The sequence below is a fragment of the Microbacterium neungamense genome (assembly GCF_024971095.1).
GTDB lineage: Bacteria > Actinomycetota > Actinomycetes > Actinomycetales > Microbacteriaceae > Microbacterium > Microbacterium neungamense.
Genome location: NZ_CP069717.1, coordinates 2,435,153 through 2,447,375, shown reverse-complemented (window position 1 = coordinate 2,447,375; position 12,223 = coordinate 2,435,153). Strand labels below are relative to the sequence as shown.

11 protein-coding genes and 1 pseudogene are annotated in these 12,223 nt (G+C 73.6%); 1 reads left to right on the top strand and 11 read right to left on the bottom strand.

Features of this window, described 5'->3' with window-relative positions:
• Positions 1-60: 60 nt before the first annotated feature.
• Positions 61-865 (top strand): annotated as a pseudogene (locus JSY13_RS11960) (arginase family protein).
• Positions 866-910: 45 nt separating this feature from the next.
• On the opposite strand, the gene JSY13_RS11955 reads toward JSY13_RS11960, so the two are convergent.
• The 11 genes from JSY13_RS11955 to JSY13_RS11905 all read right to left on the bottom strand — a co-directional run bounded on the left by JSY13_RS11955 (position 911) and on the right by JSY13_RS11905 (position 12,188).
• Entirely contained in the window at positions 911-1,831 is a 921-nt protein-coding gene (locus JSY13_RS11955) for an NAD(P)/FAD-dependent oxidoreductase (RefSeq protein ID WP_259606878.1), read from the bottom strand.
• Complete coding sequence (gene fdxA, locus JSY13_RS11950; protein ID WP_259606877.1) at positions 1,824-2,153, bottom strand: ferredoxin; 330 nt, start codon at positions 2,151-2,153, stop codon at positions 1,824-1,826. The genes JSY13_RS11955 and fdxA overlap by 8 nt, the downstream gene beginning before the upstream one ends.
• A complete protein-coding gene (locus tag JSY13_RS11945) occupies positions 2,150-3,556 on the bottom strand; it encodes an FAD-dependent oxidoreductase (protein WP_259606876.1) in 1,407 nt (468 codons plus the stop codon). Before JSY13_RS11945 ends, fdxA begins: the two co-directional genes overlap by 4 nt.
• A gap of 34 nt (positions 3,557-3,590) precedes the next feature.
• The gene (gene cobA / locus JSY13_RS11940; RefSeq protein WP_259606875.1) at positions 3,591-4,529 is read right to left on the bottom strand and encodes a uroporphyrinogen-III C-methyltransferase; all 939 of its coding nucleotides are present in this window, start codon (positions 4,527-4,529) and stop codon (positions 3,591-3,593) included.
• Positions 4,526-5,440 carry an ABC transporter permease gene (locus JSY13_RS11935; RefSeq protein ID WP_259606874.1) on the bottom strand — a complete coding sequence of 305 codons (915 nt, stop codon included), beginning with the start codon at positions 5,438-5,440 and terminating at the stop codon, positions 4,526-4,528. Before JSY13_RS11935 ends, cobA begins: the two co-directional genes overlap by 4 nt.
• Positions 5,430-6,188, bottom strand: coding sequence for an ABC transporter ATP-binding protein (locus JSY13_RS11930; RefSeq protein WP_432806454.1), 759 nt, complete (start codon positions 6,186-6,188; stop codon positions 5,430-5,432). The genes JSY13_RS11935 and JSY13_RS11930 overlap by 11 nt, the downstream gene beginning before the upstream one ends.
• Before the next feature lie 80 nt (positions 6,189-6,268).
• On the bottom strand, positions 6,269-7,330 hold the full coding sequence (locus tag JSY13_RS11925; RefSeq protein WP_259606873.1) for an ABC transporter substrate-binding protein: 1,062 nt from the start codon (positions 7,328-7,330) through the stop codon (positions 6,269-6,271).
• A 58-nt stretch (positions 7,331-7,388) separates the two neighbouring features.
• Positions 7,389-8,693, bottom strand: coding sequence for a sulfate adenylyltransferase subunit 1 (locus JSY13_RS11920; RefSeq protein ID WP_259606872.1), 1,305 nt, complete (start codon positions 8,691-8,693; stop codon positions 7,389-7,391).
• Complete coding sequence (cysD, locus tag JSY13_RS11915; RefSeq protein ID WP_259608211.1) at positions 8,693-9,607, bottom strand: sulfate adenylyltransferase subunit CysD; 915 nt, start codon at positions 9,605-9,607, stop codon at positions 8,693-8,695. Before cysD ends, JSY13_RS11920 begins: the two co-directional genes overlap by 1 nt.
• 125 nt (positions 9,608-9,732) lie before the next feature.
• Positions 9,733-10,449 carry a phosphoadenylyl-sulfate reductase gene (locus tag JSY13_RS11910; RefSeq protein ID WP_259606871.1) on the bottom strand — a complete coding sequence of 239 codons (717 nt, stop codon included), beginning with the start codon at positions 10,447-10,449 and terminating at the stop codon, positions 9,733-9,735.
• Positions 10,446-12,188 (bottom strand): nitrite/sulfite reductase, encoded by a 1,743-nt coding sequence (locus JSY13_RS11905; protein ID WP_259606870.1) that lies wholly within the window; start codon positions 12,186-12,188, stop codon positions 10,446-10,448. Before JSY13_RS11905 ends, JSY13_RS11910 begins: the two co-directional genes overlap by 4 nt.
• Between the last annotated feature and the right edge of the window lie 35 nt (positions 12,189-12,223).

The following is a 12,223-nucleotide window of genomic DNA, read 5'->3' as shown; positions in this document are numbered from 1 at the left end:
GCGCCGCCTCGGCGCGCCGCTGGATCCGGATGCCGGGTCGTCGGTGGGCCCGGATGCCGGGTGGGCCGGCGGTCCGGATGCCGCGTGGCCGGCCGATCCGGATGCGGCGCTGCGCGCCGCGGGGTTCTTCGGCGCCGACCGGGACCTGGAGGACGAGGCGATCCGCGCCGCCGCCCCCGAGCTCGTGCTGTCGGTGCTGGAGCGGACCGGCGACGGCTGCTGCGCCCGTACAACCCGGCCCAGGACGTGTCGCCCTTCGCGATCGCGCAGGTGGTGGATGCCGGTGACATCCCGGCCAACCCGTTCAACCTCACCGAAGCCGTCGACGGCATCGAGAAGGCCGCGAAGGAGCTGAGCGAGAAGGTGCAGCGGATCGTGACGATCGGCGGCGACCACGCACGGCACGCCGTTCCGGCGCGCGAGCGAGGAGGGGCTGATCGACCTCACCGCGAGCTGCCACGTCGGCACCCGCGGTCCGCTCTACTCCAAGCAGGACCTGGAGGACGACGAGCGGCTCGGCTTCTCGATCGTCTCCAGCGAGTACATCGAGGAGCACGGCGTGGAGGCCGGCATCGACCGCATCCGCACCCGCATCGGCGACAAGCCGCTGTACATCTCGATCGACATCGACGTGCTCGACCCCGCGCACGCGCCGGGCACCGGCACGCCCGAGGCCGGCGGGCTCACCAGCCGGGAGCTGCTGCGCATCCTGCGCGCGCTCACCGACCGGAACGTGGTCGGCGCGGACGTCGTGGAGGTCGCACCACCCTACGACCACGCCCAGATGACCGGCATCGCCGCGAGCCACGTCGTGTACGAGCTCGTCACCCTCCTCGCCGCCCAGGTCGCCGCCACCGGTCGTTGAGCGAGCGGAGCGAGACGAAACGCCACCCGTCGTTGACGTCACCTGTCAGTGGGCGGTTGCGACGCCGATCGTGTCGTGCACGATCACGGCCGCCACGCGCGCCCCGGCGCCCGCGGCGACGATGAGCTGCTGCGGGCCGGGGGAGGCCACATCGCCCGCGGCGTACAGCCCGGGCACGTCGGTGCGCCCCGACCGGTCGGTGTGCAGGTGCCCGTGCGCGTCGCGGGCGGGGGCGATCCCGTCCAGGAACGACAGGTCGGCATCCCACTCCGGCCGCACGAACCCGCCATCCACCGCGTACCGCGTCCCATCGGCGACACGGATGCCTTCCAGCCGCCCGCGGTCTCCCTCCAGCTCGGCGATCGGCGAGCGCACCACGGCGACGCCGGCGGTCGCGAGCTCCGCCTCCTCCGTGGTCGTGACGGCGTCCGAGCCGTGCGTGAACACGGTGAGGCTCTCGGTCCAGCGCGCGATCAGCCGGGCGCGGTCGGCGAGATCGGCCGACTCGCCGATCAGCGCCAGCCGGCGGCCGCGCAGCTCCCAGGCGTCGCAGGCGGCGCAGCTGAACAGGCTCATGCCGTAGTAGCCGCGCAGGTTCGGCACATCGGGAAGGGTCTCCCGCAGCCCGGTGGCGAGCAGCACGGTGCGGGCGGTCACCGTCTCGGTGGCCTCGCGGCGCCCGATGCCGGCGGCGAATCCGGCATCCGTCGCCCGCAGGTCGGCGACCCGCACCCGCGAGCGGATCTCGACGTTCGGGTACGCGGCGAGCTCCTCCCGGGCGATGCGGCGCAGCTCGAACGGCGGCACCCCGTCGCGGGTGAGGAACCCGTGCGAGTTGAGCGTGGCGGCGTTGCGCGGCCGGTCGGCGTCCACCACGAGCACCCGGGCCAGGGACCGGCCCAGGTTCAGCGCCGCCGACAGCCCGGCCGGCCCGCCGCCGACGATGAGGACGTCGTACTCAGTCATGGCCGCCGTCCTGCGCTGGCAGGGCCGCGACCAGTGGGTGGTCGCGCGGGATGACGCCGACCTTCGCGGCGCCGCCGGGGGAGCCGATCTCGTCGAAGAACTCCACGTTCGCGGTGTAGTAGTCCTGCCACTCCTCGGGCAGGTCGTCCTCGTAGTAGATCGCCTCCACCGGGCAGACCGGCTCGCAGGCCCCGCAGTCGACGCACTCGTCGGGGTGGATGTACAGCGAGCGCTCCCCCTCGTAGATGCAGTCGACGGGGCACTCGTCGATGCAGGCACGATCCTTCACATCGACGCACGGCAGCGCGATCACGTAGGTCACGGGGTCAGCACCTCCGCGCGCGAGATCGCGACCTGCTCCTCCCGCGGCACGACCTTGACCCGCTCGCGGGTGTGCACGTGCGTCTCGCCGAGGGCGCGCTCGTGCGCATCCAGTGCCAGCCAGCCGTCCCACGTGGTGACCTCGACCCCGCGGGCTTCCAGCACCGCGGCGATGTCCTCGGCCTCGGCCGGGGCGTCCAGCCGCCCGGCGGCGGCGTCGGCGACGAGGTGCGCGATGGTCTCGGTGGCGTCCGACTTGGTGTGACCGATCAGGCCCACCGGGCCGCGCTTGATCCAGCCGGTGGCGTACAGCCCCGGGATGGCGGCGCCGTCGGCATCCGTCACCCTGCCCTCCTCGTTGGGCACCACGCCGCGGCGCGCGTCGAAGGGCGCGCCGAGCACCTCCGAGCCGAAGTATCCGACCGCGCGGTAGACCGCATGCACCGGGTACTCGCGGAACTCGCCGGTGCCGGCGATGCCGCCGGTGCCGTCCGGCGCGGTGCGCTCGAAGCGGATGCCCTCGACGCGGCCGTCGCCGGTGATCTCCACCGGCGCGTGCCAGAAGTGCAGGTGCAGCCGCCGCGACGCCCCGATCGCGGGCCGGGTGCGCCACGTGTTGAGGGTGCGCAGCATCACCTTGAGCTGGTTGTTGGGGGCGGATGCCGGGTCGACGCCTTCGAAGTCCTCGTCGTGCAGCACGATGTCGAGGTCGCGCACCTCGCCCAGCTCGCGCAGCTCGATCGGGGTGAACTTGATGTCCGCCGGGCCCCGGCGGCCGAACACGTGCACGTCGGTGACGGCCGAGGCCTCGAGGCCTGCCAGGACGTTGTCGGGCACCTCGGTGCTGCGCAGATCCTCCGCCTGCTTGGCGAGCACGCGCGCGACGTCGAGGGCCACGTTGCCGTTGCCGATCACCGCGACCTCGCGGGCGTCCAGCGGCCAGGTGCGCGGCACGTCGGGGTGCCCGTCGTACCAGGCCACGAAGTCCGCCGCCCCGTAGGAGCCGGGCAGGTCGACCCCGGGGATGTCCAGGGCGGCGTCGCGGATCGCGCCGGTGGCGAGGATCACCGCGTGATAGCGGCCGCGCAGCTCGTCCAGGGCGACGTCGCGCCCGACCTCGACGTTGCCGAGGAAGCGGATGCCGCGGCGCCCGGCCCCCTCGGTCCGCGCGTCGAGCATCTCGTGCAGCGAGGTGACGATGCCCTTGATGCGCGGGTGGTCGGGGGCGACGCCATAGCGGATCAGCCCGTACGGCGCGGGCAGCGAGTCGAACAGGTCGATCTCGACGCCGCTGAGGTCAGGGCCGGCGGATCCGGCGGCGACGGCGGCGGTGAGGATGTTCCCGGCGTAGATGCCGGCGGGACCGGCGCCGACGATCGCGACGCGCAGCGGGTGAGAGGTCATGACGGGGCCTTTCGGGTGGACGGTTCGCGCGGGGTCAACGGGTGCGCGAGGTGGTGCTGTCGGCGAGTCCGGCGTCGACGGCCAGGCCGGCGTCGAACGCCGCGACGATGCGGGTCACCAGGGCTTGCAGTTCGGGGGTCGACACGCCGGATGCCGGATGCTGCGGGGCATCCCGTCCGACACGTGGCGTGTCGACCCCCGAAGTGTTCGGGGCCGCGTCCCCGGCGGCGGTGGTGCCGAGGCCGGCGGGGGCGTGCGGGCTGAGCCGGACGACGTCGCCGACGACGATCACGGCCGGGTTGCGCACCCGGCGGGCCGCGGCGACCCGGGCGATGTCGCCGAGGGTGGCGACGGTGACGCGCTCGCGGTCGCCGTACCCGTCCTCGACGATCGCGACCGGGCATCCGGTGCCGCGCTCGCCGAGCGAGAGCACGTGCGCGGCGTGCGCGAGCGTGCCCACCCCCATCAGCAGCACCACGGTGTGGTCGCGGCCGCCGGGCAGCTCCTCGAGCGGATCGTGCGCGCTGGCGACTGTGAACGCCGCCGCGACGCCGCGGTGCGTGAGCGGGATGCCGGCCACCGCTGGCACCGACACGGCGCTGGTCACCCCGGGGACGACCTCGACCGGCACGCCCTCGGCCTGGCAGTACAGCTGCTCCTCGCGGCCGCGGCCGAACACGAACGGGTCGCCGCCCTTGAGGCGGACGACCGCCTTGCCCTCGCGGGCGTACCGGACCAGCAGGGCGTTGATGCGCTCCTGCGGCACCGGGTGGTGGCCCGGATGCTTGCCGACGTCGACGATCTCGGCGCGCAGCCGCTCGCCCTCGGCGGCGAGCTGGTCGAGCACGGCGCGGGCGCCGAGCCTGTCGGCGACGATGACGTCGGCGGCGCGCAGCGCGCGCAGGCCGCGGAGGGTGAGCAGGCCGGCGTCGCCGGGGCCGGCGCCGACCAGGGTGACGGTTCCGGTGGTCATGAGGTTCCTTCCGTGAGCAGCCCGCGGCGGCGCAGCAGTCGCCGCTCCAGCGGCCCGAACAGGACGAGTTCGATGAGGATGCCGATCGCGAGGATCAGCAGGATCGTGGCGAGGACGCCGGCGAGGTCGGCGAGTTCGCGCGACTGCTGCAGCATCGAGCCGAGGCCGAAGCCGATCGTGCCGCCGAAGGCGATGATCTCCGCCGCCATCAGGGAGCGCCACGCGAACGCCCAGCCCTGCTTGATGCCGGCGAGGTATCCGGGCATGGCCGCGGGCAGCACGATCTCGGTGGCCAGCTGCCACCGCGAGGCGCCGAGGACGGTGCCGACGCGGCGCAGCTGGGGCGGCACCTGGTCGATGCCGGAGAGCAGCCCGTTCACGATCGACGGGATCGCGCCCATCAGGATGACGAAGTAGACCGTCGCGTCGGTCAGGCCGAACCAGATGATCGCGGCGGGAACCCATGCCACGGAGGGCAGCACCTGCAGTCCGGAGATCAGGGGACCCGCGGCCCGCCGCAGCGGTCGCGACTCGGCCAGCAGCATCCCCAGCGGGGTGCCGACGAGGATGGCGATCGCGAAGCCGAGGATCCCGCGCTCGAGGCTGGTGAGCACCGCCTCCTGCAGCCGCCCCTGCGCCCACGCGTCGCCGATCGCCGCGGCGACGTCGAGCGGGCCGGGGGCGAGGTCGGGGCGCGGCTGCGCGATGACGACGTACGCCTGCCAGGCGGCCAGCAGGGTCAGCAGCAGCAGGACCGGCGGGAGCGTCTTCGACAGCACCTCGCGCCAGGGGGAGCGGCGCCGGGACTCCTCGGACTGCAGACGGTCCAGGCCCGCGGCGAGCGTCTGCAGCTCGTCCTCGGGAGCGGGGCGGAGGTCGACGTCGCCGGGGGTGCGGAGGTCAGTGGGCATTGCGGCGGATCTCCTTCCGCAGCTCGGCGGTGATCTCGGTCGCGAGCGCCGACACCTCCGGGGACTCGATCCGGCGCGGGCCCGTGCTGGACACCCGCCACTCGCCGGCGATCCGGCCGGGCCGGCTGGAGAGCAGGACGACCCGCTGGCCGAGGCGCGCCGCCTCGCGCACGTTGTGGGTGACGAACACGATGGTGCGGCCGGTGGCCCGCCACACCCGCTCCAGCTCCTCGTGCAGCAGGTCGCGGGTGATGGCGTCCAGGGCCGCGAACGGCTCGTCCATCAGCAGCACCGAGCGCTCCTGCGCGAGTGCCCGGGCCAGGGCGACGCGCTGCCGCATCCCCCCGGAGAGCTCGTGCGGGCGCTTGTCGGCGGCGTCGGCGAGGTTCACGGTGGCCAGCAGCCGGCGCGCCTCGACGCGGCGCTCGCCGCGGGGCATCCCGCGCAGCCGCAGGGCGAGCTCGACGTTGCGGGCGGCGCTCAGCCACGGCATCAGCGCGGCCTCCTGGAACATCACCGCGGCCCCGCCGTCGGGGGTGACGATGCTGCCGGAGGTGACCGGCTCCAGGCCGGCGATGAGGTTCAGCAGCGTCGATTTGCCGCATCCGGATGCCCCGAGCAGGCACAGGAACTCGCCGGGTGCGATGTCGAGCGAGATGTCGTCGAGCACGAGCGGCCCGGAGCCGTAGCGCTTGGACACGTGGTCGATGCGGACGGCCGGCGGAACCGGCTCCGCGGGCGGGCGCAACGGGGTGACGCCGTCGAAGCTCGGGGCGAGCGGGGCCGTGGCGCCGATGGTCCGCTCCACCGTGAGGGTGGGCTCGGCGGTCACGGTTCCGCCCTCCCGAGCCCGGCGTCGTCCACCGGCTCCGCGCCGGACTCCTCGAGCAGCCGGTTCAGGATCGACAGGTCGAACAGCCCCTCGATCGAGCCGTCCTTCTGCGTGCCGGCGGCGACGCCGTCGGCGACGAGCTCCTCGAACGCGGCGGCGTGCGGGTCGGCCGTGAACGCGACGTTCTCCAGGGCGCGCGCGAGCACGGGTTCGGCGAGGGCCTTGCCGGTCGCCTGGTCCAGCGCCGCGTTGATGGCACCGCCCAGCTCGTCCGGGTGCTCCTCGATCCAGTCCAGGGCGGCGAGGTGGCCCTGCAGCAGCTTCTCCACGGCATCCGGATGCTGCTGCGCGAAGTCCGCGCGCACGAGCAGCACCGTGGTCGGGAACTCGCCATCCGGCCACAGCTCGCGCTCGTCGACCAGCACGTGCGCGCCGGCATCGACGACCAGGCGCGACGCCCACGGCTCCGGCAGCCAGGCGCCGTCGACGTCGCCGGACTGGAAGAGGGTCAGCGTCTGGGCGTTCTCGGTCGGGACGATCGCCACATCGCCGCCGCCGGAGGTCGAGGTCTCGAAGCCCTCGTCCGCCAGCCAGGCGCGCAGCGCCACGTCCTGCGTGTTGCCGAGCTGCGGGGTGGCGAGGGTCGCTCCCTCCAGGTCCTCGGGGGTGTCGATGCCCTCGCGGACGACGAGCGCCGCACCACCGGATGCCGCGCCGGCGACGATCACGGCGGACTTCCCGCGGGACTGGATGTAGGTGTTGATCGCCGGGCTCGGGCCGATGTAGGCGGCGTCGATCGCGCCCGCGGAGAGCGCCTCGACGGCGGCCGGCCCGGCGTTGAAGATCTGCGTCTCCAGGTCGATCCCGCCCAGGGCGTCCTCGAACAGGTCCTCCTCGACGCCGACGAGCGCCGGCGCGTGGGTGAGGTTGGCGAAGTAGCCGAGGCGCAGCGCGGCCGCCTCCTCCTGCGGTTCGGCGGATGCCGACTGGCAGCCGGCCAGCATGGCGGCGGCCACTCCCAGGATGGTGATGGTCGCGGTCGTACGGACGGTGTTCACTGTCGCCTCCTTCGCAGGGTCGGGTGTTGCGGGTCGGTGTCGGATGCCCGGGGCCGGTTCAGCCCAGGGACGTGATGGTCGCGGCGGCGAGCGTGGCGCCGTCGCCGAGGTGGATGAGCAGCAGCGCGCCGCCGTCGCGGTCGTCGGCGTAGCGCTGCAGCGGGAGCTCGGCGGCGAAGCGCAGGCGCACCCGGCCGATGTCGTTCACGCGCAGCTCGGAGGTGGGCTGGTGGGCCAGGGTCTCCAGGTCGCGGCTGGAGGTGACCTCGCTCACCAGCGCGCGGACGGTGGCGGTGCCGTGCTTGACCAGCACCTCGTCGCCGGGGATGAGCGGGCGGGGGTCGAGGTGGAAGATCTCCGCCTCCGCCTGCCGGTAGCCGGTGAGCCCGGTGCCGGCCGCCGCGATCACGGACCCGCGGGCGGCGTCGATCTCGTCCGCGAGGGTGAGCGCGACGGACTGCGCAGCGTGCGCCTCATCGCTCTCGCGCCCGGCGACGCGGATGCCGGTGACCGTCGTCTCGTGCCCGCCGGGGAAGACCTCGACGCGGTCGCCGACGCGCACCGAGCCCGAGGACACCCGGCCGGTGAAGCCGCGGTAGTCGCGCAGCGCCTCGGCATCCTCTCCCGGCGCGAGCCCGCCCTGGGGCCGGATCACGGACTGCACCGGCAGGCGGAACCGTCCGCGCACGTCGTCGATCTCGGACTCGGCGGGCAGCGTCTCCAGCAGCTCCAGCAGAGCGGGCCCGTCGTACCACGGGGTGCGGTCGGATGCCTCGGCGACGTTGTCGCCCTGCAGCGCCGACACCGGGACGACGTGCGCCGCCGGGATGCCGAGCTCCCGGGCCACGGCCCGGGCATCCGCCTCCACGGCACGGAACACCCGCTCGTCGAAGCCGACGAGGTCGATCTTGTTCACGGCGAGGATGACGTGCGGCACACGCAGCAGCGAGGCGACGGCGAGGTGCCGGCGCGTCTGCTCGAGCACGCCCTTGCGGACGTCGACGAGCACCAAGACGGCGTCCGCGGTCGCCGCCCCGGTGACCATGTTCCGGGTGTACTGCACGTGGCCGGGGCAGTCGGCGAGGATGAAGGTGCGCCGGTCTGTGGCGAGGTAGCGGTAGGCGACGTCGATCGTGATGCCCTGCTCGCGCTCGGCGCGCAGGCCGTCGGTGAGCAGCGCGAAGTCGAACTCGCCGTGCGCGAAGCCGCGCTCGGCCGAGGTGCGAGCGACCTGCTCCAGCTGGTCGGCGAGGATCGCCTTCGCGTCGTGCAGCAGGCGGCCCACCAGGGTCGACTTGCCGTCGTCCACGGAGCCGGCCGTCGCGAACCGGAACAGGATGCCCTCGAGGGTGGTCGTCGTCATCAGAAGTACCCGTCCTTCTTCCGGTCCTCCATGGCGGCCTCGCTGATCCGGTCGTCGGCGCGCGTCGCGCCGCGCTCGGTGAGCGTCGACCGGGCGACCTCCGCCACCACGGCGTCGACGTCCGCGGCATCCGATTCCACGGCGCCGGTGCAGCTCATGTCGCCGACCGTGCGGTAGCGCACCACGCGGCGCTCGACCTGCTCGCCGGCGCGCGGCGCGCTGTACGGGCCGACCGCCCACCACATGCCGTCCCGGCGGAACACCTCGCGCTCGTGGGCGAAGTACAGCGGCGGCAGCGGGATGCGCTCGCGGGCGATGTAGCGCCACACGTCCAGCTCGGTCCAGTTCGAGATCGGGAAGGCGCGCACGTGCTGACCGGGCAGGTGGCGGCCGTTGTACAGGCTCCACAGCTCCGGGCGCTGGTTGCGCGGATCCCACTGCCCGAACTCGTCGCGCAGCGACAGGATGCGCTCCTTGGCGCGGGCCTTGTCCTCGTCGCGGCGGGCGCCGCCGAACACGGCGTCGTGCCGACCGCGCGCGATCGCGTCGAGCAGCGGCCGCGTCTGCAGCACGTTGCGGGTGCCGTCGGGACGCTCGGTGAGCCGGCCGTCGTCGATCCAGTCCTGCACTGAGGCGACCTCGAGGCGCAGGCCGAGCCGGGCGACGGTCTCGTCGCGGAACGCGATCACCTCCGGGAAGTTGTGGCCGGTGTCGACGTGCAGCACCGGGAACGGGATGCGGCCGGGTGCGAACGCCCGCGCGGCGAGGTGCAGCACGACGACGGAGTCCTTGCCGCCGGAGAACAGCAGCACCGGCCGCTCGAACTCGGCGACCACCTCGCGGATGATGTGGATGGCCTCCGCCTCGAGCAGGTCCAGCGTGCTCAGGTGCGCTCCCTCGCCGAGGGCGGGCACGTCCGGGACCCGGCCGAGGTGCGCCGTCGACGACACCGGCCGCCCCTCCCGGTCGTTGAGCGAGGACGGCGCAGCCGACCGGGACGAAACACTCTCTGACGAAACGGTCTGTGCAGTGCTGAAAGTCATACGTGGAGTCCGCATTCGGTCTTGGCGAGTCCGGCCCAGCGGCCGGAGCGGGGGTCGTCGCCGGGGGCGACGGGGCGGGTGCAGGGTGCGCACCCGATGGACGGGTAGCCGTTCGCGACGAGCGGGTTCACCACGACCTCGTGCGCCGTGGCGTAGCCGATCAGATCGTCGAAGGTCCAGGCGGCGACGGGGTTGACCTTGACCAGACCGTTGCGCTCGTCGAAGGTCACCAGCGGCGTGGCGGCCCGGGTGGGCGCCTCCTCGCGGCGCACCCCGGTGAACCACACCTCGCAGTCGCCGAGCGCCCGCTGCAGCGGCTCCACCTTGCGGCGGGCGCAGCACAGGCCCGGGTCGCGGGCGAACAGGTCGCGGCCGAACTCGGCGTCCTGCTCCGCCACGGTCTGCGCCGGCTTCACGTCGACGATCCGCACGTCCAGGGTGCGGGCGACCTCGTGCCGGGTGAAGATGGTCTCGGCGAAGTGGTACCCGGTGTCGAGGAAGAGCACGTCGACGCCCGGCAGCTGCTCGGCGACGAGGTGCGGCAGCGCGGCATCCGCCATCGAGCATGCGACCGCGACGGCGCGCACGTCGAAGTTCTCCGCGACCCACGCCACGACCTCGGCGGGAGAGGCCTCGTCGGAGGCCCCGCTGCGCAGCGCTTGCGCGCCCTCGGCGGCCAGGGCGCGCAGTGTGTCGGCGTCCCGCCGGCTCATCGCACGGCCTCCTGCTCGGGCGCGGCCTGGAGCGCCTCCTCATCAGCTCTGTGCGCCCAGTGCGCGAAGGTCTCGCCCTCCTCGCGGTCGGCGAGGTAGCGGCGGATGATCCGCTCGGCGTAGTCGGCGATGCCGTCCGCCTCGACCTTGAGCCCGCGGACGGTGCGGCCGAGCCCGGCATCCGGGCGGTCCGGCGAGGCGAGCCCGCCGCCGAGGTGCACCTGGAAGCCGGGCACCTGCTCGCCGGCGGCGTTGGTGATCAGCTGGCCCTTCAGCCCGATGTCGGCGATCTGGATGCGGGCGCACGAGTTCGGGCATCCGTTCACGTGCAGGGTGATCGGCTGGCCGATCTCCGGCTCCAGCGCGCCCAGGCGCTCCTCGAGCCGGGCCACGGCATCCGCGGCGTTCGCCTTCGTCTCGACGATCGCGAGCTTGCAGTACTCGATGCCGGTGCACGCGATCGTGCCGCGGCGGAACAGGCTGGGGCGCGCCGACAGGCCGAGCGCGTCCAGGCCCGCCACGAGCGACTCCACCCGGTCCTCGGCGACGTCGAGCACGAGCAGCTTCTGGAACGGGGTGGTGCGGATGCGGGTGGAGCCGTGCGCCTCGGCGAGATCCGCGAGGGCGGTGAGGATGCTGCCGGAGACCCGGCCGACGACCGGGGCGGCGCCGACGTAGAAGCGCCCGTCCTTCTGCCGGTGCACGCCGACGTGGTCGCCCTGGCCGAGCGGCCGCGGTGCGGCGGGGCCGTCGGGCAGCGGGGCGTCCAGGTACTCGGTCTCGAGCACCTCGCGGAAGCGCTCCACGCCCCAGTCCGCGAGGAGGAACTTCAGACGGGCCTTGTTGCGCAGCCGGCGGTACCCGTAGTCGCGGAAGACGCGGGTGACGCCGTGCCACACCTCGGCGACGCGCGCCGGCGGCACGAAGGCGCCGAGCCGCTCGCCCAGGCGGGGCACCGTGGAGAGCGCGCCGCCGACCCACAGGTCGTAGCCGATGCCCAGCTCGGGGTGCTCGACGGCGACGAACGCGCAGTCGTTGATCTCGTGCACGACGTCCTGGCTGGGGTGGCCGGTGATGGCGGTCTTGTACTTGCGGGGCAGGTTCGCCAGCGACTCGTCGCCGAGGAAGCGCTCGGCGATCTCGGCGATCTGCGGCGTCGGATCGATGAGCTCGTCGGCGGCGATGCCCGCGACGGGGGAGCCGAGGATCACGCGCGGTACGTCGCCGCACGCCTCGGTGGTGCTCAGGCCCACGGCTTCGAGCCGCCGCCAGATCTCGGGGACGTCTTCGACCGGCACCCAGTGCAGCTGGACGTTCTGCCGGTCGGTGAGGTCGGCGGAGTCGCGGGCGAACTCGGTGGAGATCCCGCCGATGACGCGCAGCTGCTCGGTGGTGAGCTGGCCGCCGTCGATGCGCACCCGCAGCATGAAGTACTCGTCCTCGAGCTCATGCGGCTCGAGCTGGGCGGTGCGGCCGCCGTCGATGCCGGGCTTGCGCTGCGTGTACAGGCCCCACCAGCGGAACCGGCCGTGCAGGTCGGTGGGGTCGATGGACGAGAAGCCGCCCTTGGCGTAGATCGTCTCGATCCGCTCGCGGACGTTGAGGCCGTTGTCGGCGAGCTTGAACTCCTCGTTCGCGTTCAGCGGCTCGGTGCCGTCGACCTTCCACTGCCCGTGCGGCTTGGTGGGGACGCGCGCAGTGCGGGTGCGGGCGCCGCGGGTCGTCGCTTCCAGGGTCATCGGGGGTCTCGCTCTCGTGAAGGTGTGAACACGGT